35 protein-coding genes and 1 pseudogene are annotated in these 26,654 nt (G+C 45.0%); 1 reads left to right on the top strand and 35 read right to left on the bottom strand.

Features of this window, described 5'->3' with window-relative positions:
• Window positions 1-275: 275 nt before the first annotated feature.
• The 32 genes and pseudogenes from ACUN2T_RS16400 to ACUN2T_RS16245 all read right to left on the bottom strand — a co-directional run bounded on the left by ACUN2T_RS16400 (window position 276) and on the right by ACUN2T_RS16245 (window position 24,748).
• Window positions 276-902: a tail fiber assembly protein gene (locus ACUN2T_RS16400; RefSeq protein WP_445494062.1), complete on the bottom strand. Its 627-nt coding sequence runs from the start codon at window positions 900-902 to the stop codon at window positions 276-278.
• Window positions 902-1,735, bottom strand: a complete 834-nt coding sequence (locus tag ACUN2T_RS16395; RefSeq protein ID WP_445497899.1) for a tail fiber protein — start codon at window positions 1,733-1,735, stop codon at window positions 902-904. The genes ACUN2T_RS16400 and ACUN2T_RS16395 overlap by 1 nt, the downstream gene beginning before the upstream one ends.
• Window positions 1,736-1,897: 162 nt before the next feature.
• A pseudogene (locus ACUN2T_RS16390) lies at window positions 1,898-2,200 on the bottom strand (tail fiber protein); the annotation flags it as partial.
• Window positions 2,201-2,250: 50 nt separating this feature from the next.
• Window positions 2,251-2,847: a YmfQ family protein gene (locus tag ACUN2T_RS16385; RefSeq protein WP_445494061.1), complete on the bottom strand. Its 597-nt coding sequence runs from the start codon at window positions 2,845-2,847 to the stop codon at window positions 2,251-2,253.
• Entirely contained in the window at window positions 2,844-3,983 is a 1,140-nt protein-coding gene (locus ACUN2T_RS16380; protein ID WP_445494060.1) for a baseplate J/gp47 family protein, read from the bottom strand. The genes ACUN2T_RS16385 and ACUN2T_RS16380 overlap by 4 nt, the downstream gene beginning before the upstream one ends.
• Window positions 3,973-4,419, bottom strand: coding sequence for a phage GP46 family protein (locus tag ACUN2T_RS16375; protein WP_445494059.1), 447 nt, complete (start codon window positions 4,417-4,419; stop codon window positions 3,973-3,975). The genes ACUN2T_RS16380 and ACUN2T_RS16375 overlap by 11 nt, the downstream gene beginning before the upstream one ends.
• Window positions 4,416-5,003: a phage baseplate assembly protein domain-containing protein gene (locus ACUN2T_RS16370; RefSeq protein WP_445497898.1), complete on the bottom strand. Its 588-nt coding sequence runs from the start codon at window positions 5,001-5,003 to the stop codon at window positions 4,416-4,418. The genes ACUN2T_RS16375 and ACUN2T_RS16370 overlap by 4 nt, the downstream gene beginning before the upstream one ends.
• Window positions 5,003-6,079, bottom strand: coding sequence for a phage baseplate assembly protein (locus tag ACUN2T_RS16365; RefSeq protein WP_445494058.1), 1,077 nt, complete (start codon window positions 6,077-6,079; stop codon window positions 5,003-5,005). The genes ACUN2T_RS16370 and ACUN2T_RS16365 overlap by 1 nt, the downstream gene beginning before the upstream one ends.
• Window positions 6,076-7,476, bottom strand: coding sequence for a DNA circularization protein (locus ACUN2T_RS16360; RefSeq protein WP_445494057.1), 1,401 nt, complete (start codon window positions 7,474-7,476; stop codon window positions 6,076-6,078). The genes ACUN2T_RS16365 and ACUN2T_RS16360 overlap by 4 nt, the downstream gene beginning before the upstream one ends.
• An 88-nt stretch (window positions 7,477-7,564) precedes the next feature.
• Window positions 7,565-8,359 (bottom strand): hypothetical protein, encoded by a 795-nt coding sequence (locus tag ACUN2T_RS16355; RefSeq protein WP_445494056.1) that lies wholly within the window; start codon window positions 8,357-8,359, stop codon window positions 7,565-7,567.
• The gene (locus ACUN2T_RS16350; RefSeq protein WP_445494055.1) at window positions 8,359-8,565 is read right to left on the bottom strand and encodes a hypothetical protein; all 207 of its coding nucleotides are present in this window, start codon (window positions 8,563-8,565) and stop codon (window positions 8,359-8,361) included. The genes ACUN2T_RS16355 and ACUN2T_RS16350 overlap by 1 nt, the downstream gene beginning before the upstream one ends.
• A 229-nt stretch (window positions 8,566-8,794) precedes the next feature.
• On the bottom strand, window positions 8,795-9,946 hold the full coding sequence (locus tag ACUN2T_RS16345; RefSeq protein ID WP_445494054.1) for a hypothetical protein: 1,152 nt from the start codon (window positions 9,944-9,946) through the stop codon (window positions 8,795-8,797).
• 103 nt (window positions 9,947-10,049) lie between these two features.
• A complete protein-coding gene (locus tag ACUN2T_RS16340; protein ID WP_445494053.1) occupies window positions 10,050-11,939 on the bottom strand; it encodes a hypothetical protein in 1,890 nt (629 codons plus the stop codon).
• A 114-nt stretch (window positions 11,940-12,053) separates the two neighbouring features.
• Window positions 12,054-12,347 carry a phage tail assembly protein gene (locus ACUN2T_RS16335; RefSeq protein ID WP_445494052.1) on the bottom strand — a complete coding sequence of 98 codons (294 nt, stop codon included), beginning with the start codon at window positions 12,345-12,347 and terminating at the stop codon, window positions 12,054-12,056.
• A 14-nt stretch (window positions 12,348-12,361) separates the two neighbouring features.
• Window positions 12,362-12,730, bottom strand: a complete 369-nt coding sequence (locus tag ACUN2T_RS16330; protein ID WP_445494051.1) for a phage tail tube protein — start codon at window positions 12,728-12,730, stop codon at window positions 12,362-12,364.
• Between the two features lie 9 nt (window positions 12,731-12,739).
• The gene (locus ACUN2T_RS16325) at window positions 12,740-14,239 is read right to left on the bottom strand and encodes a phage tail sheath subtilisin-like domain-containing protein (protein ID WP_445494050.1); all 1,500 of its coding nucleotides are present in this window, start codon (window positions 14,237-14,239) and stop codon (window positions 12,740-12,742) included.
• Complete coding sequence (locus ACUN2T_RS16320) at window positions 14,239-14,418, bottom strand: DUF2635 domain-containing protein (RefSeq protein ID WP_445494049.1); 180 nt, start codon at window positions 14,416-14,418, stop codon at window positions 14,239-14,241. Before ACUN2T_RS16320 ends, ACUN2T_RS16325 begins: the two co-directional genes overlap by 1 nt.
• A gap of 16 nt (window positions 14,419-14,434) precedes the next feature.
• Window positions 14,435-14,980 (bottom strand): ATP-binding protein, encoded by a 546-nt coding sequence (locus ACUN2T_RS16315; RefSeq protein WP_445494048.1) that lies wholly within the window; start codon window positions 14,978-14,980, stop codon window positions 14,435-14,437.
• The gene (locus ACUN2T_RS16310; RefSeq protein WP_445494047.1) at window positions 14,977-15,321 is read right to left on the bottom strand and encodes a head-tail joining protein; all 345 of its coding nucleotides are present in this window, start codon (window positions 15,319-15,321) and stop codon (window positions 14,977-14,979) included. The genes ACUN2T_RS16315 and ACUN2T_RS16310 overlap by 4 nt, the downstream gene beginning before the upstream one ends.
• Before the next feature lie 5 nt (window positions 15,322-15,326).
• Complete coding sequence (locus tag ACUN2T_RS16305; protein ID WP_445494046.1) at window positions 15,327-15,695, bottom strand: hypothetical protein; 369 nt, start codon at window positions 15,693-15,695, stop codon at window positions 15,327-15,329.
• A gap of 1 nt (window position 15,696) precedes the next feature.
• Window positions 15,697-16,755 carry a major capsid protein gene (locus ACUN2T_RS16300; RefSeq protein ID WP_445494045.1) on the bottom strand — a complete coding sequence of 353 codons (1,059 nt, stop codon included), beginning with the start codon at window positions 16,753-16,755 and terminating at the stop codon, window positions 15,697-15,699.
• Window positions 16,756-16,862: 107 nt separating this feature from the next.
• A complete protein-coding gene (locus ACUN2T_RS16295; protein ID WP_445494044.1) occupies window positions 16,863-17,264 on the bottom strand; it encodes a head decoration protein in 402 nt (133 codons plus the stop codon).
• On the bottom strand, window positions 17,264-17,869 hold the full coding sequence (locus ACUN2T_RS16290) for a hypothetical protein (RefSeq protein ID WP_445494043.1): 606 nt from the start codon (window positions 17,867-17,869) through the stop codon (window positions 17,264-17,266). Before ACUN2T_RS16290 ends, ACUN2T_RS16295 begins: the two co-directional genes overlap by 1 nt.
• A 3-nt stretch (window positions 17,870-17,872) precedes the next feature.
• Entirely contained in the window at window positions 17,873-18,721 is an 849-nt protein-coding gene (locus ACUN2T_RS16285; RefSeq protein WP_445497897.1) for a S49 family peptidase, read from the bottom strand.
• Between the two features lie 2 nt (window positions 18,722-18,723).
• Window positions 18,724-20,364, bottom strand: a complete 1,641-nt coding sequence (locus ACUN2T_RS16280) for a phage portal protein (RefSeq protein WP_445494042.1) — start codon at window positions 20,362-20,364, stop codon at window positions 18,724-18,726.
• Complete coding sequence (gene gpW, locus ACUN2T_RS16275; protein WP_445494041.1) at window positions 20,364-20,627, bottom strand: gpW family head-tail joining protein; 264 nt, start codon at window positions 20,625-20,627, stop codon at window positions 20,364-20,366. The genes ACUN2T_RS16280 and gpW overlap by 1 nt, the downstream gene beginning before the upstream one ends.
• Window positions 20,628-20,645: 18 nt before the next feature.
• Window positions 20,646-22,625 (bottom strand): phage terminase large subunit family protein, encoded by a 1,980-nt coding sequence (locus ACUN2T_RS16270; RefSeq protein ID WP_445494040.1) that lies wholly within the window; start codon window positions 22,623-22,625, stop codon window positions 20,646-20,648.
• Entirely contained in the window at window positions 22,597-23,184 is a 588-nt protein-coding gene (locus tag ACUN2T_RS16265) for an RNA polymerase subunit sigma-70 (RefSeq protein ID WP_445494039.1), read from the bottom strand. The genes ACUN2T_RS16270 and ACUN2T_RS16265 overlap by 29 nt, the downstream gene beginning before the upstream one ends.
• A 132-nt stretch (window positions 23,185-23,316) precedes the next feature.
• Entirely contained in the window at window positions 23,317-23,454 is a 138-nt protein-coding gene (locus ACUN2T_RS16260) for a hypothetical protein (protein WP_445494038.1), read from the bottom strand.
• 26 nt (window positions 23,455-23,480) lie between these two features.
• Window positions 23,481-23,825, bottom strand: a complete 345-nt coding sequence (locus tag ACUN2T_RS16255) for a hypothetical protein (protein ID WP_445494037.1) — start codon at window positions 23,823-23,825, stop codon at window positions 23,481-23,483.
• A 65-nt stretch (window positions 23,826-23,890) separates the two neighbouring features.
• A complete protein-coding gene (locus ACUN2T_RS16250; RefSeq protein WP_445494036.1) occupies window positions 23,891-24,550 on the bottom strand; it encodes a hypothetical protein in 660 nt (219 codons plus the stop codon).
• Window positions 24,551-24,568: 18 nt separating this feature from the next.
• Window positions 24,569-24,748, bottom strand: a complete 180-nt coding sequence (locus ACUN2T_RS16245) for a hypothetical protein (RefSeq protein WP_445494035.1) — start codon at window positions 24,746-24,748, stop codon at window positions 24,569-24,571.
• A gap of 161 nt (window positions 24,749-24,909) precedes the next feature.
• Between ACUN2T_RS16245 and ACUN2T_RS16240 the strand changes: the two genes are divergently transcribed.
• Entirely contained in the window at window positions 24,910-25,194 is a 285-nt protein-coding gene (locus ACUN2T_RS16240; RefSeq protein WP_445494034.1) for a type V toxin-antitoxin system endoribonuclease antitoxin GhoS, read from the top strand.
• Here ACUN2T_RS16240 and ACUN2T_RS16235 read toward each other — a convergent pair.
• The 3 genes from ACUN2T_RS16235 to ACUN2T_RS16225 form a co-directional block, all read right to left on the bottom strand.
• Window positions 25,191-25,397: a hypothetical protein gene (locus ACUN2T_RS16235; RefSeq protein ID WP_445494033.1), complete on the bottom strand. Its 207-nt coding sequence runs from the start codon at window positions 25,395-25,397 to the stop codon at window positions 25,191-25,193. The genes ACUN2T_RS16240 and ACUN2T_RS16235 overlap by 4 nt on opposite strands.
• A gap of 142 nt (window positions 25,398-25,539) precedes the next feature.
• Window positions 25,540-25,725: a hypothetical protein gene (locus tag ACUN2T_RS16230; protein ID WP_445494032.1), complete on the bottom strand. Its 186-nt coding sequence runs from the start codon at window positions 25,723-25,725 to the stop codon at window positions 25,540-25,542.
• 261 nt (window positions 25,726-25,986) lie between these two features.
• On the bottom strand, window positions 25,987-26,565 hold the full coding sequence (locus tag ACUN2T_RS16225) for a BRO-N domain-containing protein (protein WP_445494031.1): 579 nt from the start codon (window positions 26,563-26,565) through the stop codon (window positions 25,987-25,989).
• Between the last annotated feature and the right edge of the window lie 89 nt (window positions 26,566-26,654).

Below are 26,654 nucleotides of genomic sequence, written 5' to 3'. Positions count from 1 at the left end.
AATATTCAATAAAAACAAAAAATTAAACAAATAAAAATCACAACAAAATAAAATATGTACAAACAAATGTACAAACAAAAAGGGTACTCAATTATGAAGGCAGCGATTGGTTTTAGGCGGGAAGTTCTGAGGTGAGAGGGAGATTGTGAAGCCGGATTAACCGGCTTCGTTCTGCCTGTGCGGCAGTGTACATGCTCTTTAACAATCAGCATTTCTAAGCTACTTGTGCAGCAGTAAATCAATGTTAACCATATTTAAAAACATATGTCAACACTTTATTTAGGCACTTCCGGCCACTTCACATCCGGCGCTTGGTTCACATCTACACGGGTAAGCAATACTCTGTATTTTCTCCACTCAAGCAGTGCTTCTTTATCTGCATCGGTAGCAACCTCTAAGTCAACAGAGTCTTGTAGCAATGAGAGTGTTTCATTTGCTTGTTGTAACAGTGCTGCCTGCTGTTGTTTTGCTTCGTTGATTTGATGAGACTTGAGCAAGTCTTTATCAACTACCCACTCTTTGCCGTTCCATGTGTCAAAATCGGTGGGAGGTTTCTTGAAGGTCAGCGTGTCGGGCAGCTCACCGATTTCGGTTATCTCAGTCGATGCTCGTGTTAACGTGTCGTAAGCAATTTTTCCGCGATAGTCCGGGAGGATTTCCCAGCACTTACTGTCTATACTGCGGCAAACAGCTTCATCATGAGATTTAGGTAGCTCAGGAGCATCTGGATAAGCACCGGCTGATAAGCTGACACCGAGCATCACATATTCAATATCCGATGCTATGAATTCTCTCGTTATCTGATTCGAGTGATAAACCTTTATCCACCCTGCTTGAGTGGCTAATCCATCTTTACCCAATACGGCTGTTTCATGTTCTAAAGAGTATTTTTGTTCTGTCATTATGCTGCTCTCACTATATAGTTAAATGCGACGCTGCGGGGACGGGTTTCGTTGCCAACAGCACCGTTGTTTGTAAGCCCTTGATAATCACCGCCGTTATTCGTAAACGGTAAAGTTTGCCGGCTGTCATCATTATACGAGCCGGGATGGCCGGCTTGATTTGTTACACCGAATGCTCCTTGTGCTCGACCACCGTGACCACCAATGTGCTGGTGCCACTGAACTTGTTGTGGCTGCCAACTCAAAATCCCACGACCACTATCCACACCACGCCCATCATCCCACCCCCGAATAAACTCACCACGCAAATCGGGCAGTGTTCCTGATGGGTATGCTGCCGCCAATTGCGGATATAGGGATTTATTGAATGCCTGGCCGTTGCACGTCAGGTAACCTGATGGGGGATTGGGTTGCGGCCACGGGATGGGGGGGCCAACTGGCGTATTAACATCATCTTCCGTCAAAATTCTCTTTTTACCTTTAAATTTTCCATCTCCATCGAAAGCGTAAGTTGATATGTCAAAGTTGCCATAATCGTTGCCATAGCTAAAAGAAATGCCGCGTGCCCAAGATGGTCCATCACTGCCCGGATGAGCGATATGAATTGCTAAGTCTCCAAGATTATCTAATCCATTCGGTCTAAGAAAACCTGAACGGCCAAGATTGCGGGAATTAGGATCATCAAAATAATTTGCTGTTTTAGTTAATATATAGCCTGATGTTTTTGTATTCGTATTTAACTGAATAAATCGACTGTCAGACTCCGGTTTAGAGTACGCCCCCACATCCCCGGCATTCAAACTGACATCCCCAGTCAACACCTTACCGTTCACTTTCCTGCTGCCCGGTACCGCATTATTGGCCTTACTCACCGTCTCCACCAATCCGAGGTTTTTCACAAACGCGTTTTTGTCGGGGATGTCTGCGCCGTTTTGACTCTTTGAGAGCTTAGTGTTGGCGTTGTTGTTGACGTCTGTAATCAATTTCTGAGTTGCAGCCAGTGTATTGCTACTACCGGTTACATCTGTGAGTTGAACAATGCCTTTCTGGGTTAATGAGGCGTCATGGATTTCTACCGCGCTGTTGTCAATTAATCTTTTGATAGCAGCAAAAAGCTGACTGTCATTTTTATTATCTAATTTAATTCCTGCGCCTTGTACTGCATTAATTAATTCACGTTGAACGGTATTAAACCATCCGGCATCTAATAATGTTGGCGCAATACCCGCCGCGACATTGCCATTCGTAAATTCACCGTTTTTATCGGCGGTATTTGTAATATCACCAATTTTTTGCATAGCAAAACCTCACTCATAAGGTGATTAGAAAATAATAAATAAAGGATTATTTAGTTGCTGTAACCGAATTGCAGAATTGTGTGAGATGGACAAAGGTGATTAAATTGACACTCTAACCGTTTATTACCCCACGAACGTAACGGATCACCGCAATAACTCCCACCAGCTACGGCATAGAAAATAGTAGTTTTGGGCGCATTGATACGCCATGTAAACGGCCAGTCTTCACCATTCAAAGTCTCCCCGCAAACTGACTGGCCCGCCCGCGCTTGTCTGTACTCAGTGATCGTAATGGTATAACCCATTGCTGCGGCCAGATTAATAAAAAACTCTTTTGACTGCCCACCATCTCTTAATAATCGCGAGACCACGGTTTTCTGCCTGAGCGGAATAGTATCGACTTCACCAATCCCGCAATCATCCGGCAAACCTAGTGATTTTTCCCACTCCGGTAACATGATAGTGGCAGTCGCCGGAAAAGCCCCTTCAATCAATCCCCATGCGTCTCGATCACTTCGGTAATATGAATGCGCAATCGCTCTTGTTACTGCATTCATAACAGATGAGGGCTGACGAGTCCACGCTAAGCCAGAAGGCAATAGCCCGTTTAACGCTAATGTATAGTTTTCTACACTATATCGACTCATGTATAGATAACCTCCCCTCTTAGCGGTAGCTCCCCGATCCCTAACTTAATATTGCTTGTCGGGTTTGTTATCACAAATCCCGCCGTTCCCGGCACATCAGCAATAGCATATTGCAACTCTGAAATAAGAACTTTCCCGGTTCCATCAGGATTTCCGCTTTCAAAAAATACATTATCAATAGCGTCTGCAATCGCATTCGTCACATCACGACTAACATACGATATACCATTGATTATAATGTCAATTTTCCGCTGAATTGGGGAACAAACCCAGATCAATGCAGTAACCGGCTGCAAAGGGTAGATGTGATCGGCAACTCTTGCTTGATCTCCCGTTGCTGACGTACCGTAATTTTCCAACTTAGAAAATCCATCAGTACCGGTTGGGAAACCACCTTTTCCGTTGTTATCGCACATGATATAGATACCAACGGTACCAGCACCCATCGCTCGCCGGCGAATCCACACACGAGTAACACCCGGCACGGACAAGGCCCACAGCTTGTAATCATCATCTGAACCACCGGACAAAAGTCCCTGATAAGCAAGCAGAATCCGGGAACGAAAATCCTCTTCATTTTCAATATCTGCCCCGCCAAGTATGGGCGTTACAGCTTTTCCCTGAACATCAACACCAGCAATACTCTGATCGAGTGTTAACACTGTCCCCGCGTCAGCATTACCTGCACTTCCGCCACCGGTAACATCATCAGAGATATCAGGCAGAATTGCGGTTATTAATGCATTAGCTGTGCCATCTTGTGCTATACGAACGTCATAAAGCGTTTTGTATTGATAGCCGTCGCCGCGATTTAGTATGGTCCCTGCCGGGATCATCGTACCTTCGGCACCGGTAAACTGGTAATCGTTACAAATTGCCGCATTTGCAGGTTTGCGAAAGACCTTTTTCATTGCTCCCCAACCTGCCAGATGTTCATCAGTTGCAGTGAACGGGGTGGTTTGCAGTGCGATATAGTCAAGATAGCCGTAATGAAGATGAGCCATCCCCGCGTCCATGTCGGCAAGAACGCCCATATTTGAATATCTCAGCAATGTACCAACATCATTTAACTCAGATTGTAAAAAGCTGCGGTTCTGCTCGCGTAATTCAGATAGTGTTTGTCGTTTAAATGGCATTATTTTTTTCCCATACCCAGAAAAATCTCAGGTCTTCGCTTTCTCTTCCGGGGCGCTGATAGCGAATAATCATGTTTAAGCGGCTTGGATAAACGATTTGAGTGTTGATATTTACAGAAGCGACAACGCCATCGTCTAGCATCCATTGCAACGCTTCACGTGCGTAATCTTCCGCCTTAAGCGCTACGGCGGTAGTGAGTTTTTGGCGACGTATCAACCACAATCGCGAACCAATCTGATATTCAGAGCCGACATCACCCCACCAGCCGCGGCGATCCGCTCCGTCAATTTCATCATCACTGCGTGCCTGTCTATCTGTAAATAGACTAACTATCATAGCCGTTTGCAAGTCGTCTCCAGTGACTAAATCCCCGTTTCCCACCAGCCAGTCAGCATGAATCTTATTCACATCCCAATAAGAGGTAATATCACTCATTTCACTGGCGCCCCGGTTTGCTGACTTGTTACTGTTGAGCCACCAGATTCCACACCGGACACTTTATGTGTATGATTATTATAGGAATCACGCAACTGTTTCATTGTTGAAGAGTTACTATTGCAGTTATCAACAATATCACCAGTCACTTTCAAAAGAGGGGTATTACAGAGCACTGATTCACTAGCGTTGATTGTTACCTGAGTGGCGTTATTTACTGTTACCGGCTGTCCTTTTGCTTCAATAGTGATCCCGGATTCAGTCAGCAAGATATGCAATCCCCACTGGTTATAGAGTACGGTTTCACCAGAATTTAAATTCTTATGCCGATATTTTTTATTGTTGCTTGCAATTACTACAGCACTTGAACGATCCCCGCCAAGATAACCAATTACGACATCAGTTCCGGGCGGCAATGCAGACGAGAAGCCAAATTCAGCCATTCTCGCAGTGTTGTCCCGAACCTCAATTGGTGTCTGGTACTGAACAACTTGAATATTTCCGCTATCACGTGAAGTCTCAATTTTGCCAAGTCCCAACATCATCTCAACCCTGCGAGATAACTTTCTGATTGCATCATTCATCATCTGATAGTCTCTCTCAAAATTGCGTAAAATTCGTAGGGTTGTACGGCAAAAGCGGCTGGTGGCATTAAAACTAATTGCGCTTGTGTACCGTTGTCGCCGTTCCGTGTATAAGTGACTTCTGACAATAACCATTGCTCGTTTTCCAAACCGAAAATAGGCATGTGAATAGGGATCAACGTGTTGGGTTGCCACAGCTTACCGCTGCTGTCTCTCCACGAATCGACTGTCACTTTCAGTACTTTTGAACGCCCATACCTGCGGTTCATTTCCCAGTCGATAGACTCTTGCGAGCGCTTTGCTGATATGAGCGTGCTTTCTATGATGGTGACATAGTTCCGATAGCGCATCTTTTTTGCTTCTGGATCACTAGCTGTTGCTAACGTGACGACATCATAACCACTGTCATTACTTGTTTCGTTCAATCCGCTAATAGCAAATGAAAGGCCAGTATATTCAGAAAACCGTTCATTCATTGAGCTATTGTAATCTGACGTTTCGACGTTCTTCCCTTGCTCAACCCCACTTGCTGCTAGCTCTGTGCCTACCCTTGTCATGATTAAATTGCCGTCTGGCAAATCGTAGTAAAGAAGTGCGGCAAAGCGGGTAACACGATCAATCACTTCTTGTGATGACTCGCCCCAATTCAATGTGAATTGAGGGACAATCGGCATATCTTCTACATCAGATGTGACCTGAATGTCGTACCATTGAGCTAATTTTTGCGCAATCTGTAGCGGAGTAGCTTGACTAATAACGTTGTTGGGCCACTTTGCTGAACAGTCTACTAAGTCCTGACATTTCCCCCTACCAGACACTTTTATTTCGTGCTTATTTTTTGAAATAGACGGGTTCCAGCTATCTATATAGCCCGTAACTACCCGATCATCACCCAAAAACACTTCACACTTTTCACCCGGCTCTACAAGTTGCTTCTCATCATTACCGGGGTAGTAGTCCATGAGCATCAAATCAAAATCAGAAGGTAATCGTTCAATACCTCTTGTCACTCTCACACTGTCCCACCCAAATATCCTTCGGCCACCGATCACTAATGACAACTCATCACTCTTCATTGTTTCAGCGCCTTGAATTTTACTGGCATAAATGCCGGGTGAATGGGGGAGACAGCTTGTACAAGCTCATCACTACGCTCAGCATCTTGATAAATTCGGTTAGCAATATTCAAGACTGGTAACACAGAGGGTAAATTAAACTGTGTTAATCTCCCCCTGGCATTTTTCAGCGAGAAACTTTCAATAAATTCATAACGTAGCTGAACAAGATCCCGGAAAACGTCATCAGCCGCCAGATCACCCGCTTTAATAATAGCGTGGTCGATAGACTCACAAACACGCCGCTGAATTGTTGTTGCTTCATCACGATTGGCGGGAATGAGTTCGCTTGCTGTTTTTGCCATTGCTCCAGACGATAGAACGATGATCAACAATGTCGTGGCTTCTGCGACATTCTTATCTACATTGCTCTGCTGGTATTGTGTATTTTTAAAGCTGGCAAGCTTTTCAAATACCCGCACTTTCTCTGTTGTACTGCCTGTTGTATTAATAATTGCATTGATAACTAACTGCACGCCACCCGCCAACCCTTCAATCGAATTAGCGTTATCGAGTTGTGAGAGGGCTTTTGATATGGCTTCTCGCCCCATCACTGCCCCGGACATTTTTTCATTAACCACGCTTTTATAGTTTTCACTGTCATTATTTCGCAGTACAACGCCGGTTGCCCCAGAAACAGAGCCGCCAATCTTGCCGCGACTGTAACGCCCGTAGCGCTTACTACCAAAGGTAGAATTCAACATATCACTGAGATTAGTCACCTCATCGATTGATGACTGCACCATCCTTTCCCAAAAATTAATGGTCTGCTTGATGGTTTTAACAGCCTGGGTGACAGTGCGGATCTCACCTTTTACCATTGATATGAATTTGGCGGCTGTTGTTGTAGCCGTTCTGAGCCAATTGGTATTTACTTTGCTGTCTGCCGCCGTGCTATTTGTAATAGCAAAGACTTTCAGACCAGACTCAATTACTGTAAGCGTGAACTCAAACATCCGGCCATTATCCGCACTTTCATTTACACGCAAGCCGGACTCGGTGACGCTGACAGTTAATTCGCCAAGAGTAGGGTGAATCAGCGTGCCGCTAACTCCCTCTTCACACGCTGCAACCAGATTATTCCGCTGCGTGATCACATCCGGCGCGGAATACACTTTACTGTCTTGAATGATAAAGCCACGAAGAGTAATTTTTCGACTACTGCGCCCCAAGTCTTCAATCCAGGCCGTGTCTCTGTAGGGGTATTCATGCACTGCCTGACGTCTGCCGAAGACGCTTTCACCGGATACGACGGCAAATGGCACTCCTCGGAACGAAGCGGGGCGTAGGTGTTCCGACCACTTCCATTCTTGATCTTTCCCCAAAAATGATGAAATGGCGTCTTTAATCAATGGCATATCACCACCTATGGTTATTTCAGATGTAAAAAAACCGCAGTTAAGCGGCTTGGAAATGAAAAACCCCGTTTGGAGCGAGGTCTATAAATTAATTAACATTCTGCTTTGCGTTTTCTGCTTTCTTCAACTTAAGCTGGAATGCTTCATAAGTTTCAAAATCAAACAAAGAAATAGATTCTATTTGCTCTCGCGGTAAAGCATGGCGGTAATGATGGACAGACAACGGCTCGGACTTCAATGTAATCCGGCGTTCCGCGTAATGTATTGCATAATTATGTTCAACATGAAAAGTCAGCGTATCCTTATCCCTATATCCGCTTAAGAATGGAATAAGTACCACCGTATCCGTATCTAAAGACTCAAATCGTGACTCATCAACCATCCCTACGTAAACCTTCCTTGATTTTAAAGTGACCAACACCAGCAAATCCGCTTCAAGAGATTCAAATAAAATCTTCTCTACTGAGTTAGTTGATGCTATTTCTTTATACAATTTTATTCGCTTTTCAGGGTCCTTCAATTCTTTAGATGCAGCTCTGGCGGATGAAATACATCTAATAATTGTCAATGTTACGATGAAAATCAGAGGTAGCTTAAGGCCCCAAATATCAGAACTGAGAATAGAAAAAGCAAAAGTAAAAGGCGTGTAACTTGCTCCAAGATGCAATGGAGCATTCAACAAAAACATTATGCATGCCAACACCGCCCACAATCCAATCGCTAGAATGATCCCCTGGAGCAGAAAGAGGCTTCCGTGGAGTGCAACATCAAAATAAGCATTCCAGCCAACGGCTTCCTTTTGCTTAAAACGAGAAGGTAAATGGTTACTCGTATAAAAGTAACCACATACCAGAACAACCAGAATAAGAACGGCTCCCAACATTACATTCCACTTATCACTTTTACGTTTGCAAGAAAGGCTTCTTGAGCTTCTTTATTATTTGGATTTAACGATAAGTTTCCATTCTCATCAACCATTATCTTCCTATCATCTGCCGTGGTTTCGTGAGCAGAGGTTTTTGTGATCCGCATTAGAATTTTATCAGGAGGCGCAATAAAGTAACGCATCGCTCTTGCTAATTTAGTCATAGTTCTCTCCTAACATCATGAAATTAAAGTAAATAGATATTTAGCAGTTATCAAATTGCGATATCGCTATTGTGATAATAGTTCGATTACGCCTCTAATTCAACGCATTTAACAACCAAAATTGTATTCTTATTGTTCTGTGATGTATCAAAATGTTTCAGATTTGCCATCCCTGGCTTGGGGTAACCTTTTAAGCTGCCTGTGCGGTAGTGACGCGATCAAAGTGGGGTTATTCCTTGCAAGGCAGATATACCCTCCAAGTATCGACTTCTGTATTTAATTCACAGACCTCTTTACCTTCTGGTGATACCAGATACTGACCATAAACACGCCCCTCACCTTCCTTTATGGCACTCTGTTCAACAATCAAACTTCCTATGTATTTATTATACTCTGGCTTACCTAATAAATTAGACATATTTACAAATGTCAAATCACCATCTGTAATAAACTTTTCTCTTATATTAGAGTAATTATTGTCAAAAGGGATTGTGAAGGCATGTATCGCATTACTTACAGCCCAAGCTGGAACTGAAAAATAAACAATTCCTTTTTCGTAGTTGTAACCTACAATTTTCATGTCAGATAATGTTGTCTTGGGATCTTTTGTGTATCTCTGTCTTATAATATCTTTTTTCCCACGCAACCCATTTTGGGTAACATAAATTACTCTAATGCTACTTTTTGACTCAAATGTTTCGGGGTGCTCCTCTTCAACTGTAACTATGGCTAATGATTCTTTGGGATTTGGGATAATGGCTGTTGTAACTTTCATCCCTTCTCCAGCAACCCATGAAGTTATATCCCTGCCCTGATAACAAACAAGACCATTGACATCATAGGGACGAACTACAGAAGATCCTGTTGATGGAAAAGTAAAACCATCATATTTATCGTTCATGTAAAAATCATGACAATTAATCTTATTTGCAACTATTGAATTATTAGAGTCATCTTCATTTGGTTGATTCGCTAATTCATATGCTTCATAAGGATAAACTTCAATCCCATCATTCTCATCCAATATGATATAATCATTATCATCATTAGTATGAATAATAGCTTTACCTTTATCTAAAACAGTAAATTTAACAACAGATGTAACTTTACCATTAACTTTATTTTCTAGTGTCGAGAATTCGTTTTCATTATAACAAAGCTTACCTTTGTTTTCGTAAATACCGCCAGATTTATTATCACATCCAAGACTGGAATCAGAACTAAGAAGTCCACCCCAAAAAATAACTAATGCTAAAATACCAACCCCGCCGATTAAAGAAGCTATCACAGTAGCTGTTGCTCTGCACCATGTTGGCTTCGAAGAACGCGCAATCACCAGCGAGACTATGAATACTATAAGGACAACCCAAATCTCAGTCATATCTATCCATCACCTATTCAGTTATCCACATCCGTGTGTCATTCATCCACAGCCATTCAAAACATGATAATAATTATATTAAAGAATGGAAGATAAAATGTTCTCAAGGGTACTGCATAGATGTTGTTACCCTACCTCCGGTTTTTGCATTAAATTGCTGCCGTTCTCCGGTCTTACTGTTCACCAGTGTGATTTCAACTTGGAATTTGTTTTCCCCTATGGCTGCCTGAATGGCCTCAGCCATGTTCTGAGCAAGCTCGCTATTATTTGCTTGATTTGCAAAGATGGACACAGGTCTTTTATCCGATTCAGGCAGCGCGGGTTGATTAATCATACGCTGTTGATTTAGATAATATTTGTCACGCTTCCCCTGCCAGCGCGGATCAAAGATGGCAGCGGTTATTGCGTCTGTAATTTCCTTTTGGCTAAACGGCTGTTGACCATGATTTTCTTGTTTTATCATTGCGTTAATCAGTTTTTCCAGCACTTGAGGTTCATGTAGATCTAAGGGCTGATTAGCAGGGTAACTTGTTTCTTTTGATACGAAATCGATATATGCCTGGGTATTATTTCTATCTTTTTTGGGTGCGTAGGTGCTAATTATGCTATTTAACGTGTTTATTCTTCTGTCACCGTAAAGCATTAGTTGACGAGCTAATGCCGCATTCCCATCATGACTATTAGCGAATTTGACAAATGTTCCGCTTTGCCCCTTGCCGTATCCGATCCCGTTTGGCGCATCACGTACATTACCGGGATTATTGTTTCTTAGACCGAATGAATCTTTTACCGGTTTTCCGTGAGGATCTGGATACTTAGGAGGTTCTATTTTCGGCTGTTCTGTAACCTTAGACGGATCGGGTACTTTGTCGCCGATAGATTTTTCTTTGTAATTGGGAAAATAGTACGCATTTAATTTCTTAATAAGGTCTTCGGACGCATAGGTAAGTTTTAAATCTAATGATTCCTTCCATGTTAGTGTATCTTTGAATTTTTCATCTTTTTGCGCTTTTTCCAAAAGCTCCTTTTGCTTACCTCCAGAATTAAAATTAAACAATGAAAAGCCAGATGTAATCCCATCTGTCACTGTTCTATCCAGAACTGAAAGTACTGTTTGTCCCGGATCTGAAAGCCAAAACTGATTTTTCCATTTTTCTGTATTACCCTCCCATTTTGCTGATATTTCATTTAACTGGGAGTTAACTTTAGTTAATTGTTGATTCAGACTATCCGGGACTGTTAGTCCGAACTCATCAGACTTAACCAATAACTCTTTAAGCCTAGCACCATCCCTCAGTAGAGCCAGCGTATGTTCATCAAGCCCAAGAAAATCCGCGATTGTCTTTTGTTTATCAGAGGAGTATTTAGGAAACGCTTTAGCTAATTCTTGAATGGTTTTATACGCATCCGCAGTACCATCTTTATTTTCATAGATATGCACCCCCATCCCGTTCAATTGAGCTAATTGGTTTGCATTTCTAACTTGTAGTGGCTCATTGAAGGACTTATATAATCCCTCTACAGAGTTAAAAGCATCATCTGCGCTTGCTCCTAATATCCGCATAGTACCAGCCAATCTTGTGAAATTTTCGATACTCATTGCGGAGTTTTTGGCACCTACATTTATCTTATAGGCTTCTTTACCTGCTTCTTTCATTGTTTGGTAAGCTTTTGTCACGCCATATGCTACTAGCCCAACACCACCTAATTTCGTTGCTATCCCGCCATATTTCGTTGCCAGTTCGCCGAAGTTTTTAAGCGGGGGTACCATATCACCGATATGCTGAACGTTATCTTTTGCATAACGTGACATATCACGTAACTTTGTACCGATGGTTTCTACGCCATCAGAAGCCTCAGAACCACCGAATTTCAACCCCTCTCTGGTTTTTGCCAGATTGGGATTGAGACTATTCAACTTTGCATTGATTTCATCAATAACTTTCGTGGCGTTCTCGTCAGCGTTTAGCTCAAAATCGAAAGCGTTAGCCATTGGTTCGTTCCTTACTTATCCGGTTAGCTTGTTCAACCCACCATTCAAGCCGTGATCGGGTTAAGAGCCACGCATCACGCGGCCCCCACTTGTAATAAAATGTGATGTCAGCGGCTAATTGTTGCCAGCTATTGAGCGCTTCGAGTCCAAAAAACCCAAAAGAAACTCCTGACACTGACTAAAGTCACTGATAGCCATTTTTTTCAATACTGACTCAGGGACGCCAGACACCAGAGAAATTAACAATCGCATGGAAGGCAATGAACTCGCTGATTTGCTTTGTACTTCATAAAACTGCTCAACCTGAATCAGTACCGGCTCTTTCAAATCAATCTGCTCGTAGCGGACTTTGCCGTCATTGCTTTCGATAGGGGTGTTTAATACGATAGTTTTAGTGGTTTCTAACATGTTGATTCTCCAAATTAATTTTCAGTAACCGAAGTGCCTTCCCAGCGCACTTCAAATGTCGCATCTTCGCTTGCGACTTCTTGTGTGTTAACGGTCCACATCCCTTCACCAATAATCGTTTTGCCGTTCGCGAGTTCGGCAACGATAGTGACATTGGTCTGATCATTGAAATCCGACACCGTTGTGCCGCCACTGTCACGGACTTTGCATGAGATAAAACCCGCTTGTGGCTTCTCTTTGTAGCCATGTACGTAGTCCATCCCGGTAAGGGTTTCGCGGGTGACTTTTGAGGGGCTCCATGTGAAGTCTCCCGCAACCATGATCGATATCCCGTCAACTGTGACATAAGCGGTACCCGCCAGCCTGTTTGATGTATTACCCATGTTTACCTCTTAAGCGGCCGGTTGTAAGCGGAATTGATTGAGCAGTGCAAAAACCCGCAACTGATTTATCAATGTACCTGTCCACAGAACATCTATGCGGTTCGGATTCTGCGGATTGATATCGACAATCAGCCCGTTCGCGAAGCTTTTCGAATCCTGTACATAGCCGTTGTATTCCAAAGTACGATATTGCGCGATAAGCTCCGCACGGATGACATTCGGGGTCACAATTGCCGAGCCGGGTGCATAGCGGCTGGCGTCTTTCACCAGCTTCATCCGTGCAAATTTGCTCGTTATCTGTGTGCGGATATAGCGCGTGACGTACATCAGTAAGTACAAGGTTTCCACTTCAAGATAGCTGTCATCGTTATCACCGAAGCTATTTTTCTGATACGTCGTGATGATATTTTCAACCTGAATTGTGCCGTCATCAGCCACAGTAAACGTTGAAATCCCGCTATGTAGAAGATTGTTACGTTCGATTAAGTCAAGCTGGTCCTCTGATCCCGGAGCCAGCACACCATTAATCGGTAATGTCTGCACCGGCCTGCCGGGGTCGTTACGTAAACTTGGGGCGATTGCACCCGTCAAAGCAGCGGCCCAGATGTAGTTAGGCGTCGGGGACTTAGTGACTCCCAATAATGTTTCATGCTGATAATTTCTTTGTTCGCCGAAATTAGCCAGTTCCCCGTATGCTCGATTTATGGCGCCATAAGAATGGCCATAAAGTTGCTGTTCCCACGACCAGCGACCAGTTGTATCAGACAAAAACGCTTTCACATCATCTAATGACGCGGTATCAGTGTACGGATTCGCAATAAAATCGAATGAGCGGTCCTTGAGATTACCCAAAGCATTTTTGAGATCTGGCGCTCCTGCGCCGCCTGCCATCTGAGTGATTTTCAGTTCCATGCCTGCGGGGGTAAACTCACCGCCCGATTGACCCCGATAATTGAGCCGTAAATCGATGCTGTTACCCGCCGAACCTTTGTTTTTGGCGGTTAAAGTCACCGTATCAGCCGAATCGAACGCGACTATCGCTGTGACCGGCAAAGTCACTTTTTTGTTAATTGCGTCTGACAATGCAGTCGCGACTTGCTCGGCTTTATCCGTTGCGACTACAGTGACCTGTACACGCTGACCGCCGATATACAGCGAAATAACCCCGGTATCCGTCGCTGGGCTGGATACTTTTACACTGCCTTTAGCCGCGACCATGTGATCGGCATCACTTAAGGGAAGAACCCAGATTTCAGCCGCCTGATCATTCGCGAAATAGGCTTCAGTCATGGCATGAAGCATTGAGCCGTTACCGAATAAATTAGCGACTTGCGCCGCAGAAGAAATACGCTCCGGGATATCCGGTTTTGCTGTCGATGTACTCAGCATCTGCCCAATGATCAGTGTGCGCTGTGTCGCAATTGCGCTGTTCGCCATCGAATTATCGAACTCAACATAAAACAACGGTGCCCGAATATTGTTGGGCACACGTGAAAAAGGAATGGCCATTATTCATTCTCCTTAATTGCCCTCTTAACTGCTTTTTCGGGCTGACATATTTCAACGTCACCATCTCTTACGCGACGATGCCAAAACAGGCTGTCTTGTACTTCTGTACAACCTTCGGGCAAAAATGTGCCCTTTACGGGATCGCGTACACGCCTCCCGGCAACGGGTTTTACAAACATGGGTTACTCCTGAGAATTAATTTGGAAAATTAACTCGAAAATGAGGTTCGGGGGTGCCGTCAGGCATAGCGATTGTGACGTCGATTTCGTCCAGTTCGGCCGCTTCAATTTCGTAGAAATCTTCCGGGCCCTGATAATATTCGATGTCTAATTCCATAAACAATTGCGCTGTATGGCCTTCCCCAGACGCATCCACATCGATTGTTGAACGTATCTGTTGATATTGTTGCGTTTGACGAGTGAGTTCATAACTGTTGATAACGGCTCGCTCTATCTGTTCGCGTAACCGTTCGAGAGATTCTTCGGCTTTGGCTGCGCCATCGTCTTCCGCCTCACTATCAAGTTCCTGTAACCGGCCGGTAATACGTACCGTCGTAACCGTATTAAACTGGGGTGCGTTACGTCCCAGTGAATTTTTAACATCGATTGGCGTCTGTACCAAAATGACCGGGTACATATCTTCCGTTGTTGACCAGTCTCGCGGGGAGTAAACTCGCGCTTCTGCGTCAGTCTTATGTTTGAGCGCGTCAATGACTAGCGCCCTGATACCTGCCGCGTTCATGATTTCACCCTATTCAGTATTAATTTTGTCCCGCCGTGGCTGTCCGGCTGAACATCTGCCACGGCAAACAAAGTATTGACTGGAACGCCGCCAACTATGCCAACAAATACCCGATCCCCTTTTTTTGGCGGTGCCTGAAACTCAGCATCCCGCACCCCAAGCACGGGAGAAGTTGTATTGATAGTGCTAGTGTCATCCAGTGATTCGACTGTTTGAGTATACGCCCGGTCAAAAATACCGTTTATAAAGTAGGGATTTCCACCAGACGGACGGTATTCAACCCTGTCACCAAACACGTTGTGTAGCGGTTCAAGTAAATGCTGGTCCCAATTGATTCCCATGACAATCAAGCCTCATGACTGATTTTAACGCCGTCATTGACCGTAACAGTCGGGCCATTTTGAATAAGGGCCTGTTGTCGCAGCTTGTTAACGTCAGCAACAACCTCCAGTTCAATCAAGCGAACGGCATCTTCCGGGCTTAGAGTGAGTTGCACGAACTCTTTGTATTCTTTGCCATTGTGTTTAACTGTCTGACCTTTCAGCACAACAACAATTGCCTGATCATCGATAAGGTTTTCGTGCTCGTCGGTGTTGGGAACGGTGGGATCTTCTTTCACCGCTTCAATCTGAGAAACCGGCAGCTCTTGGCCGTCAACCATTAATTCAGGCGGCAAGCCGCCCAATTCGGTTTCTTGTTGTTTATTTTTTGCCATATCACACCACCGTCGCACACAAAGCAGCATTAACCCGGCTTGGAATGACCAACGGCGCGGATTGCATCAAGAGATAACGTTGTGCCGGATCGGGGTTTAACCAGCTTTTTGGCGCATAAGCCAAAGGTCCGTAGTTGAAAGTGGGGTCAAGAATCGCACCAAACGCACGTGTTCCCATCAAATCGGGCCCGCTCATAATAACCGCACCATCTGGCAACATCGGTTTTTCGATGTTATCAACAGGATCAATAAACCAGTCGTTATACAACCAGAGATTGAAGTTGCCCCAAATTCCTTTAAATACCCCGCCTTTTTGAACTGTTGGACCGATATTCACTTGGTTGCCGAATGGGTTCAACGATGGGAAAGTTATCGCGGTATCCTTGATAGACGTATCCAGACGGAATGCTTTCCATGAAGAAGGTGTAAAGACTAAATCCGTTGGTACCGAACCCGATTCTTTCAGAATTAATGTCTGCCATGATTCAATATCATCAGACGGCTGCGTGTTTGTTGCTCCTGCTGCAACCTTCAACGGCCACTTATCCGAACCGCTTAAGGTAATCGTCAGGTTAGATGAACGTCCAAAATCGATCACTGTTGCCGGGAAACCTTCACCGACAACCGTGATTTGTGATTTAACCAAAGCGTTAGCAGCCATCCACTCCAGGCGACGGTTCAAGATGTCGATTTGATCGGACATCTCGAATTGCAGATTCAGCATTTCACGTTCAGCAGCGGTGTACTCGCCCCCAATACGTTCCCCAATTTGACGACGAATAGGCTTACGAAAATCAGGTGCCCTCTTATCTTTTATATATGCGGGTTTAAAAGTGTTGGTCTGGTATTGACGGCTTTCTACTACTTTTCCTTCCACGAGCGGAGAAACAAACGGTGCCATCCGGCGTTTACCCACATCTACATCAATTGATACCTTCTCTGTATCCTCTGTTATTACATTGGGGAAAAATCGATCTAATAGAAAATTTTGACTGGTCATTAGATTCGGGACGACTTGCACTAATACGTTGGTATCGTAAATGCTAATATTATTACTCATGCAATTTCTCTATATGCAATAGCTGGCAGCCGGGGCCACCAGACTGAATTTAAAACGCACGCATCCCTGCCAAGTGATGGCATCGAATGCAATAATGGGGTAAGAGATTAGGCTATCGGAGCCTGAATACTATCGCGTATGAAAATCGCTGAGGGGCGTAATGCAGTTTTCAGATCTTCAAGTGTCCAGCTTGCATCAAAAATGAGTCTGTGTTGGTTGAATTCACCAAGCAGATAAACACCACAAGTCTTTGATTCTGTTGTTGTATCAACATCATCAGCGAGAATGGCAATGGGTTTCTCTCTGCCGTCTGTCGATGTTTTAACGCTTAAAGCATACTCTTTTAATTCAGTGATAAGCCCTAAAACTGTTCCACGCTTCAACAACCCTACTTTTGCAATAGTTACTGTGTCAGTCACTAGCTGCAAAGGGCCGGAGACTAGCTGATCGGGAACAAACATTGTTGATGTCATTCCCGGTGCGAATGGGTTTTGTCCGATTTGTTCCATTATTTTTTACCTTTTGCTGAGTTGTAGAGACGAGTCGCATTAGCAACCAGTGCTTCAACAGAGCCGCTAGCGGGCTGTCGGGCATCAGGCCCTAACCTGACTTGTTGCGCCTGTTGCATGCGCTCATCCAACGAGTTTCGGCGTGAAACAGGTGCTGATCCCGTTAATGCTAAGGTGCTGATAGCTTCACGTGCTGACATGTTAGTATTGAACGCTAAATGCGCGGCCATGTCCGGTCTGCCCGCAGCGTGTTTACTGCCAAAGATTGCAGCACAACGCTTACGTTCGGCTCTGCGACCTTCTTCTTTATCGTCATTCTCTTCGGCGTCCGCATCATCATCGTCATCATCAGCACGGCGAGACTTGGCCTTTTTCCCTTTTTTAGACGATTTATCCTTATCATCTTGGTCATCATCAGCGTCAGGATCGTCTTTATCATCCTCATCGGCGCTGGTATCGTCCTCATCATCTTCGGCGTCTTCTTCGTCGCGGTCCTCTTCTTCGGCACGGCGGGATTTCGCTTTTTTACTTTTTTCTTTGTCATCATCATCTTCTGACGCTGATTTTTTAATGCCCAGCAAATGGGCGAAACTCAACTTAGACATGTGTTAAACTCCTGATTCTCTAAGTAATTTTCGGAATGCAGCATCGGGAGTGATAACCTCGTCTGCAAGACCTAACTTGACACCCTCGGCGGCTAAAAAACAGGCTGCCTGAGTATCGCGAATAGTTTTTTCAGAAATGCCACGGTTGCGGGCAACAGTACTCACAAACAGTTTTCCCATCGCGTCTACATCATCTTGAATCGCGGTGCGGGCCTCATCGGTTAACGGCACATACGGATTGCTTTCAGCTTTACGGTCCCCGTAAGTGATGATTGTCACTTGCAGACCATCCTCTTTAATACGCTGTGACCAGTCACAGTGAATAACGATTACGCCGACTGAACCGACTCCTCCAGTCCGGGGAACACAGATTTTATCGGCGGCACTGGCTAACGCATAAGCAGCGGAGTAAGCACTTTCTGTCAAAATGGCATGAATGGGCTTTGTTCCACGAGCGGCATAAATCTCGTCCACTAAGTCAAAACATCCTGCGACTTCGCCACCCGGCGAATCGATATCTAAACAGATACCAGTTACTTCGGGATCATACAGTGCGGTCAAAAAGGATTGCCTGATACCGTCATACCCGGTCATGCCGCTATAAGGACGTAAAGAACCCAGTTTTTGGACTAATGTTCCCTGTATTGGTATTACCGCAATCCCTTCCACAACGTCATAACCGGCATCGTTTTTAGGGCGTGAAAAACTACCGTCATCGTCCCAATCCGACATGGCGTTAATCCGTGTCATACCGAACCGATCAGTTAGTGCGGCCATTACAATTTCGGCCTTGCGCGGATGCAGCGCCAGCGGAGTGTTAAATAGCCGTTGTGCTAAATGGGGTAAATTAATCATTACTCTACCTTGGGATCTTGAATAGTTTTATCAGCGGGAACATCCAGTTGCGCCCATGACGGCGGTGTTAGTCCGCGCTCTTTGAATGCATCGAGTTCACGCTTACGCTGATCGAGCATCTCCTCCCAGTCCTCCCCGGCGTTTTCTGCGGCTTCCATTTCTAACGTAGATAAACCGGCATCCATCCCAAGAATTGCCCCTTTCTTCTCCGCAACCGGATCAACCCATCCCCGCCCCGGCCCCATCCATTGCGCACGACAATAGGCGGCACGCGCTTCTAAAAAATCAGGTGCGTCAGCTGGTAGCGGTAAATCTTCTATGTCGTGAATTTCTTCGATAAAGGCGGTCAGAATGGGTTGAGCAAAGCCGATTGAGAAATCAGCGCGACGCCGGGTTAACGTTTTCCACGCTTCTAACATGGCTGAACGCGCAGAACTGTAGTTCACATCCGACCAATCTTGCGTCACTTGCTGAGTAGAAAGTCCTGTTGCTGCTGCGATATTGCGCAGCGCCGCACTTTCAAAACCTTCAAAATTGCTATGGGGCCGTGCTGCATTAACAGTCGTAATTTTCTCGCCGGGGTACATAATCGGGATGCGTGCCCCGTTTTGTAATGACAAACGGCGATCATTGTGAAACTCAACACGCCCCTGTTGATACGCGCCTAAATTTTCATCTTCACTTTCACCCAACGCGGCTTCAACTAACGCAGGGTCATACGGGGATTCGATATAAGCGCCGAATATCGCATTGAGTATTGCGGCCTCAAGCTCTGACTGATCATATTTAATGAGCATTTTCAGACGCTGAACAACCGGGGTTAGAATGCCATTGCCCCGGTGCTGTGCGCCGCGTTCATGATCAAAGTCGTGAACCACATGCGGACGCCCCCACTGCGTTTCACGCGGTACACGCTCCCACGTCATCGTTTTTGCACCGCTCCACCAGTCGCCGACATGGGCTTCCCTGATGTGATAGAACACAGGTGCGCCGTCATCGTCTATCTCTACGCCACCGCGAATATGCGGCATATCAAAATTTTGTTGCGGGTTACTGAGCCGGTCAGGGTCTACAATCTGAATGGTCGTTGCATAACGCCCTTTGCCCAACCCAAGTCTATCCAACCTGTATTGCAGCACTGCCAGTGCATCACCATCCAACAGTTTATGCCTGAACCCCAAACGCAGCATTTGGGAAACAGTTTGCTTACGCTCAACATCACAGTAACGGCCCGGATCATTGGCCCAAGAACGCCAGTGCGCCTCAACAACCTTTCCGTACTCGTCAGCCCAAGTTGCATCAAAAGCCTTATTACCAGTCACTAGCGCCAACATTCTGTAATCAGGCTTAATAATGGGCCGGAAATTGGCACCGATAGCATTATCAAGAACCCGGGTTATCGCACCACTAGCCCAACCATCATTACGCGCTAAATCACGTACACGCGAAACAATCCGATCACGATAAATATTAATTTCATTGTCTGGTGACCATAGAGCGGGTTGCCAATTTGCAAGCTGATCACTAGATGAATCAGCGGCGTCATACGGTACACGACTACCGCCGACCAACATAGATAGCTTCGGTCGGGAAGGCGGCAGTGGTTGCCCGTCCGGGCCTAAAATTCTTACTGTATTCATCAGAACCTAAACCTCACCGAGCGACGCGGACGCGGTACAATGCCAAGTTGGGCTTGCAATAATTGAATCAGCGCCATCAGATCAGCTATGCCTGATTGCTGATATGACACTGAGCGGGTCCCATCTCCCTGTGTGTATGAAAACGACACTCCACGGCTGCCCGCAGCTAGTTCAATATAAGCCTGCTGCGCTTTCATCAATGCAGCTTGAAGTTGCTCGCGCGTCATTGCGCCAGCCAGCAAGCTGGTTTTGGAGTTAAACATAGTGATCCTTTGGAAATTTTAGGACGGCAAAAGCTGAGACAAACTTTTTCGTTTCGGCTTTTCAGGTTCTTGAATAATAACGCCGGGATATTGCAAGCTGATTTTTTCCTCTGGCTCAACCGTAGGGGGTAACAATCGGCCCGGATTTTCTGTGATGCTTGTCACTAGTGCATTCAGTTTCAACCCCATATGCAGCAATCCACACAACGCGGCATACGCATAGACACGGCAGTCAAGCGCCTCGTTAGCCCTGCCCGGCAACTGCTCCCACACTCGGAACCTTTGCCCGCCAGATTCTTTTAATACAGAGCGCTCGGCTAAAAGTTGACTGAAATAATTCAAGTCTCTGTCTGCCGGAAAGTGCATATAACTTGCAGAAGGCTCACCCACTGCCGGGGGATCAAGATGCAAACGCCCGCGAACTGTATCTTTAGCAGCATTAACGCCAATGATTATCGGCTTGAAACTCGACTTAGTGCGCGACGTCGGTTTTTTAGTCGGCCACACTGGGGAGCGTTTACCGCCGCGTGCCGATTCTCCTTTTATCGCCCATACCCGGCGACCTATTCTGGCCTTAGAGAACTCGTAAACTTTCTGAGTATGGTGTCCGCCAGAGTCCATACATGCGGCCATAATCGTAAAGCCACGCCCATCCGCCCGCCGCCATATCTGTTTCAGGTAAGCATCTAAACGTTTCCACGGCTCATCAGTTTCCAAATCGCCTTCAATTACATCATAAGCAATAGACCAGCTTTCTTCATTGCGGCCCCAGCCAACAACTTCAATCTCAAAGCGATCATCTTGCGTATCGATACCCGCCGTCAAAACAGCTACGCCGTCAGGCACTTCGGCGGCAAAGACTTCACAGCGTTCGAGCAGTTTTCTTTCACTCAATGCCTTTTCTCCCCGATCTTCATACGGCTCACCCAGCACTAAGTTAATAAATGTCTGACGCATAAGAGGGTCATTTTTTACCCGTAACCATTCTGCAACTAAGTATTTCCACGCGGCGTTCTGAAACAAACTGTATCCCGCCCAGATATGAAATCCGGCATGACCTTTAAACGGCTTCGTTGCCCGCCACTCTCCGCGCTTCACAATGCCGCCTTTTTCGTTGTGATGGATCACGCAACCATTGTGACGACAAACGTAATATGCAGTATCAGGCAAGCCATTTCCGTTTTCGTCTTTGTCCCATTTGATCCCGTAGGGTGTATCCGGTCCGCCCCACTCTAATATCTGGTATTCATTACAATGTGGGCAAGGAACGTAATAGTAACGCTGGTCACTATCGCCGAACGACTTTTCAATCCTGCTTGTGCCTTTCACTGTAGGAGTTGAACCCAATACGATTTTGCGGTTCCAGAAAGTTTCACTTCGCTTGATGCCCAGTGCTATCTGGTCACCTTCCGCCCCAGCACCGCCGGAGGGATAGCCGTCCACTTCATCGAACAGGATGATGCGGCAGGTGATGCGCCGAAAGCCACCCGGTGAATTAGCACCGACCAGCGTCAGGTTCGCGCCGTTGGAGAAGGTTTTTTTCAGGATGGTCTGGTTAGAATCTTTGGCTTTCGCTTCACCGGCTATCTCCTTCAATGCCGGGGTATCCCGTAACATTGGGGCGATTTCGGTCTTACTGTAGTCTTCCGCATCTTCCACGCGGGGCTGCACCACCAAAATAGGGGACGGGTCATGTGACAAGTAATAGCCCACAACGTGATCCAGAATCTTAGTGTAGCCCACACGGGCGGATTTCATCACAGAGACCTGCGTCACGCGAGGATCGGTAATGGCATCCATCATGCCGTCCTGATATTTAAACGAACGAAATTTGCCCGTTTGAGCCGCATTCTCTTTTGACAGTACAGCGTATTTATTCGCCCATGCGCTTAATGAAAGCGGTTCGGGAGGCCGGATATCAGAACGGCGCTCATATAATTCTTGTGTGAAATTTTGCCAGGCGGAGGCGTTAGTTTTCTCCTCTGTTGTTATTCTCATCAAGGCTTAATTCCTCCATCGCCTCGTAAACCACCTCCTGTAACGCTTGTACAAATTCCGTATCATTAGTGGTAGAGGCCAATACACGTAAGCGCGGGCCGTGTTCGGGAGCAATAGCGATTAAGCGAGTACGCATTCTTGAGTACTCTTGTCCAACAGCTTCAATCATGTCTTTATACGGCAGCACCTGACCGGATTTAATTTCGTACTCTAATTGAGTGAGCAACGCGAGAAAGTTTTCTTTTAACGTCCGGGCCTCATCGAATGTCATCGTTGCGCCCTTTTCAGCGATCATCCGCTCGACGATTTTTGTCGGCGACTCAGTACGTCCGCTGTCAGGTTTGTTACCCTGAGATCTGTTACCTGACTTGTTACCCTGTTTGTTACCTGCTGCTTTTTTTTCCGGTCGGGTAACACTTTTCCGGTAACGCGCAATGTTGGTATTTGATGCCTCAACATTAATGTCGTCACCATCCGTAACCAGCCAGCCACGGGCTTTCCATTGGGTAACCGTCTTGCGGCTGACGCCGTGTAATTTGGCAAATTCTGACTGATTCATCTGTTACCTCGGTGTTACCTGTTACCTGAATTTCAAAATCTCATAGCTAGTGAAACATCGGGGCGCGCAATGCCCGTGATATATAAAGGCGCTGGGAAGGACCCATTCAAATAAAATGAGAATTATTATCACTTACCTAGATGACTCTTTGATGACAGAAGACACCATATCGCTGTGTCTATCGGCAATTCCAGCATCCACTAGCTCAGATATTAGCTCCTGCTTACTCATCGATTTCAGACGAGCGATAGCTTCTTGTGCTAGCTGCATTTGACTTTTCATATCACTCCCCCTCTTTAAGTGAACATGGATTGCATTAGCTGATGATTGTGACAGCCAGATTTAAGGTAATAATCGACACTCGACAAGAGGTTTTCCTTTTGCTCATTCGTAATATTTTCATAGATTAAAACAAGCTGTTTGGCAGGGCTTATATCGCAGTCGTAATGACTGACTCTATCTATTGGTTGAGCCAGCTTTAGATAATTTTCATCAGTACACCAAGGCACATAGAGACTTGATTCGATAACTAGATGATCATCCTTCTTATAAACCCTAACAATTATGTTATCTCTCAGCTTATCTTTAAATTCTTTAAAAGCATCGATGATGGCTTTTTCAGACTGTTCTCTTGATATCATTTGTCACCTCTTATTCTTGCGTGGGTAGTGTTACTGTTGGAATCAATTCATACTTCATTACAACCTCACTTAGCTGTTTTAATAGCTTCATCTAGAGCCTGGCTCATAGCTTGTGGCATTAATGCATCTGCCATTTTCATAGCACGTTCCTGATAACCCAAGACAGGTGCAACAGGTAATGCATCACCGAACCGGATTAATAGCTTCGGCGGTCTTTGCTTTGCTCTATCTCGACGAGTACCGTTCGGAGAACGCTTTAACCGCTTCTTACCTTTTTTAACTTTCTTGGCCTTTTTGCGCTGCCATACGCCATTAACGTTATTACCATATCGGGTTGTTACTTCACCGATAAATACATCGGGCTTGGCCTTTAACTGTTGGAGCTTATTGCGGGGTAAATTGCCGTATTTATTTAACTTAATATCCTTTGGGTTTAATAGAGCATTGCCGTTGAGCTTATGCACACCACCAACTTCAAACGGCTCTAAGTAACCAGCGGCGGTTTTCATAACAAAAACTTTAGCTTTCAGATTGTTTTTGCGCGCACCCACAGAACGAACTGAGTTAATAGTAAAAGGAGTGGGATTATCCAGCTTACGCTCTATCGCTTTCTTTTCAGCTTGTTCAATCTGCCGGGCAACTTTTGTTAATGCTTGCGCTGTGGCAAATGGAATTTGCTTCTTTATTTGAGTCAGTTTATTAGACAGCTCTTTTAATCCTGCCATCAGACCAACCTTAATATTCTAAGATATCTGTAACTCAACACCAATCAACCCAATTGCAAGAAGGGCCTCTCCATCCGGGTAATCAGCCAACATTTTATGCATTACCTTTTCACAAGCACGACAGTTTTCCTGTTGCTGCTCTGGCAATGAAGCAATTAACCCTCGAAACATCAGTATTGTTTGTTCATCTGTTGTCATCGTGCTATTTCCTCAAAATAAAAAAGGCCGCACTGGGCGACCGGTTATCTGATTATATGCCTGCTTTGTTAACCCACTCAGGCGGCGCGGGTTTCTCGCTTTCCACAGTCAAGAAAAATTGATATGTTGATCATTCCACAGTCAAATGAGGAGTAACCAAAATGGCAGATTTCACTGTCCGTATAGAACTTCATAATGCCGATTCTGATGACTATGATTTACTTCATAAAAAGATGGAAGCTAAAGGATTTAGCAAGACGATCGCCTCTAATAATGGAGTTGCTTATAAATTACCTGATGCTGAGTATGATTACAGTTCCAGCACAAAAAAACGTGGTGATGTTTTAGATTTAGCGTATGGGGTGGCTAAATCAATAAAAAAGAATCCATCAGTATTGGTAACTGAGTCTAAGGGTAGAACATGGGAAGGACTGAAAAAGACCTAATCAGCATCTGCGCAGTCTGAATCACTTTCTACCGGAGGCTCTTCGCTTTCCAAGGCCACAAATGAATCTCTCACACGGTGGCCTAAAAACCTCGCTGTACCATCCGGTAAATCAGATAATTGTTGATATTTCATTCTCAGCATATCCGCTAATACTTCACGTGCTGCGACTTGTGAATCGATTGTTAAGTCTTCAAATTTCATTTTAAACCCTCGCTAAACCGGAAACAGTTGTAATCAGAACTTTCTACTTTTCAGTCTGATAAATCCCCGGCATTTTAAATACCGTCTCGGATTGAATCACTACTATCGAGCACTCTGTCAGCAGAATGCTCTGAATGAATGACTACTCTTCATCTGCTGATGAAATCTCACTTTCATCGAACCATTTCTCAGATGCGCAACCATTTGAAGCCCTATAACTAATCAAATAGTCATTGAGGTTATTTATATATTCTGCCCGGCCTTTGACTTCACCCACTTCACCGCTGATGTTGATTTTGACAGCCTGCTTTAAATTATATCTGAACATTTGATTTTTCCTGTTTCTGATAGACATCTCATTGATTTCTCCGAGGTCCTCACTTTGGGGATGGCCTGACTGAACTGTATTTACTCGCCCACGCCCTGGCTATATGAAGACAGTCATCGTACATCTTGCCCTTACGACTCGCTGATGAAGCTCTTCGATAGTGATCGAGTGCTTTGTCACTTGCCATTCCTGAAATAGATGAAGAAAAGCCGAGCTTAACTAACTCGGCCTGTATGTTATTCGCTATGAATTGCTCATGATTCATGTTTGCGGCTCTCCGCCAGAGAAGTCATCAAAGCCGGGCAACGTAAGCTGCGATAATTCCAGAATGGTTTGCCTGGCCTTGCGTAGTTTCTTTAGATGACGCTTACGAAGATTCATCATTTCACTACCGGGTCTACCAAAGTTGCTATAAGACCACTTATCAGCGGCAACTACTCGATTCTGCATCTCACTAAGTGTCAGTGACTTTAAGCTTTCCATGTCCATCAAAGAGAGATCTGTCTGACTCTCCTTGTCTGCCAAATCAAGTAACCACCGACGAAGTTGCTTGGCGGCTTCTGTATCTGCCAACATGCCAAGTAAATGAGAGCCTCTGATAGAGAAAATTCTGACCTTCTTCTTACGTAAGCTATTGTTTATTCCAATGGTCATTGATTCAGTGACCATTGTCATATCGCTAGTGAACTCATCTTTATTTGAGTTAAAAAGGTTAGTTACAGACTTCTCATTTTTATATTCAAGCAACTCTGCAAGATGCTTACTCGTGAACCAGGTTTTCCCGTCATGATTATCGAACGGGACAATAGTGTGATTTTTGAAAGTTAATGATGTGCTCATGGTATTACCCTATAGAAAGACGAACCTGTTCACACAGAAATACCGCCCGCAGAAATACCATTTAACGTTTTTCTCAGGTTCGCTTTCTG

The sequence above is a fragment of the Photorhabdus machadonis genome (assembly GCF_052657765.1).
This window is presented reverse-complemented; position numbering and strand designations above follow the sequence as displayed.

Bases quoted from the DNA above. Each gene is read 5' to 3' on its own strand.
- ACUN2T_RS16400 (WP_445494062.1), bottom strand. From the start codon at position 902: ATGACAGAACAAAAATACTCTTTAGAACATGAAACAGCCGTATTGGGT.
- ACUN2T_RS16385 (WP_445494061.1), bottom strand. From the start codon at position 2,847: ATGAGTCGATATAGTGTAGAAAACTATACATTAGCGTTAAACGGGCTA.
- ACUN2T_RS16380 (WP_445494060.1), bottom strand. From the start codon at position 3,983: ATGCCATTTAAACGACAAACACTATCTGAATTACGCGAGCAGAACCGC.
- ACUN2T_RS16375 (WP_445494059.1), bottom strand. From the start codon at position 4,419: ATGAGTGATATTACCTCTTATTGGGATGTGAATAAGATTCATGCTGAC.
- ACUN2T_RS16370 (WP_445497898.1), bottom strand. From the start codon at position 5,003: ATGAATGATGCAATCAGAAAGTTATCTCGCAGGGTTGAGATGATGTTG.
- ACUN2T_RS16365 (WP_445494058.1), bottom strand. From the start codon at position 6,079: ATGAAGAGTGATGAGTTGTCATTAGTGATCGGTGGCCGAAGGATATTT.
- ACUN2T_RS16360 (WP_445494057.1), bottom strand. From the start codon at position 7,476: ATGCCATTGATTAAAGACGCCATTTCATCATTTTTGGGGAAAGATCAA.
- ACUN2T_RS16355 (WP_445494056.1), bottom strand. From the start codon at position 8,359: ATGTTGGGAGCCGTTCTTATTCTGGTTGTTCTGGTATGTGGTTACTTT.
- ACUN2T_RS16350 (WP_445494055.1), bottom strand. From the start codon at position 8,565: ATGACTAAATTAGCAAGAGCGATGCGTTACTTTATTGCGCCTCCTGAT.
- ACUN2T_RS16345 (WP_445494054.1), bottom strand. From the start codon at position 9,946: ATGACTGAGATTTGGGTTGTCCTTATAGTATTCATAGTCTCGCTGGTG.
- ACUN2T_RS16340 (WP_445494053.1), bottom strand. From the start codon at position 11,939: ATGGCTAACGCTTTCGATTTTGAGCTAAACGCTGACGAGAACGCCACG.
- ACUN2T_RS16335 (WP_445494052.1), bottom strand. From the start codon at position 12,347: ATGTTAGAAACCACTAAAACTATCGTATTAAACACCCCTATCGAAAGC.
- ACUN2T_RS16330 (WP_445494051.1), bottom strand. From the start codon at position 12,730: ATGGGTAATACATCAAACAGGCTGGCGGGTACCGCTTATGTCACAGTT.
- ACUN2T_RS16325 (WP_445494050.1), bottom strand. From the start codon at position 14,239: ATGGCCATTCCTTTTTCACGTGTGCCCAACAATATTCGGGCACCGTTG.
- ACUN2T_RS16320 (WP_445494049.1), bottom strand. From the start codon at position 14,418: ATGTTTGTAAAACCCGTTGCCGGGAGGCGTGTACGCGATCCCGTAAAG.
- ACUN2T_RS16315 (WP_445494048.1), bottom strand. From the start codon at position 14,980: ATGAACGCGGCAGGTATCAGGGCGCTAGTCATTGACGCGCTCAAACAT.
- ACUN2T_RS16310 (WP_445494047.1), bottom strand. From the start codon at position 15,321: ATGGGAATCAATTGGGACCAGCATTTACTTGAACCGCTACACAACGTG.
- ACUN2T_RS16305 (WP_445494046.1), bottom strand. From the start codon at position 15,695: ATGGCAAAAAATAAACAACAAGAAACCGAATTGGGCGGCTTGCCGCCT.
- ACUN2T_RS16300 (WP_445494045.1), bottom strand. From the start codon at position 16,755: ATGAGTAATAATATTAGCATTTACGATACCAACGTATTAGTGCAAGTC.
- ACUN2T_RS16295 (WP_445494044.1), bottom strand. From the start codon at position 17,264: ATGGAACAAATCGGACAAAACCCATTCGCACCGGGAATGACATCAACA.
- ACUN2T_RS16290 (WP_445494043.1), bottom strand. From the start codon at position 17,869: ATGTCTAAGTTGAGTTTCGCCCATTTGCTGGGCATTAAAAAATCAGCG.
- ACUN2T_RS16280 (WP_445494042.1), bottom strand. From the start codon at position 20,364: ATGAATACAGTAAGAATTTTAGGCCCGGACGGGCAACCACTGCCGCCT.
- gpW (WP_445494041.1), bottom strand. From the start codon at position 20,627: ATGTTTAACTCCAAAACCAGCTTGCTGGCTGGCGCAATGACGCGCGAG.
- ACUN2T_RS16270 (WP_445494040.1), bottom strand. From the start codon at position 22,625: ATGAGAATAACAACAGAGGAGAAAACTAACGCCTCCGCCTGGCAAAAT.
- ACUN2T_RS16265 (WP_445494039.1), bottom strand. From the start codon at position 23,184: ATGAATCAGTCAGAATTTGCCAAATTACACGGCGTCAGCCGCAAGACG.
- ACUN2T_RS16260 (WP_445494038.1), bottom strand. From the start codon at position 23,454: ATGCAGCTAGCACAAGAAGCTATCGCTCGTCTGAAATCGATGAGTAAG.
- ACUN2T_RS16255 (WP_445494037.1), bottom strand. From the start codon at position 23,825: ATGATATCAAGAGAACAGTCTGAAAAAGCCATCATCGATGCTTTTAAA.
- ACUN2T_RS16250 (WP_445494036.1), bottom strand. From the start codon at position 24,550: ATGGCAGGATTAAAAGAGCTGTCTAATAAACTGACTCAAATAAAGAAG.
- ACUN2T_RS16245 (WP_445494035.1), bottom strand. From the start codon at position 24,748: ATGACAACAGATGAACAAACAATACTGATGTTTCGAGGGTTAATTGCT.
- ACUN2T_RS16240 (WP_445494034.1), top strand. From the start codon at position 24,910: ATGGCAGATTTCACTGTCCGTATAGAACTTCATAATGCCGATTCTGAT.
- ACUN2T_RS16235 (WP_445494033.1), bottom strand. From the start codon at position 25,397: ATGAAATTTGAAGACTTAACAATCGATTCACAAGTCGCAGCACGTGAA.
- ACUN2T_RS16230 (WP_445494032.1), bottom strand. From the start codon at position 25,725: ATGTTCAGATATAATTTAAAGCAGGCTGTCAAAATCAACATCAGCGGT.
- ACUN2T_RS16225 (WP_445494031.1), bottom strand. From the start codon at position 26,565: ATGAGCACATCATTAACTTTCAAAAATCACACTATTGTCCCGTTCGAT.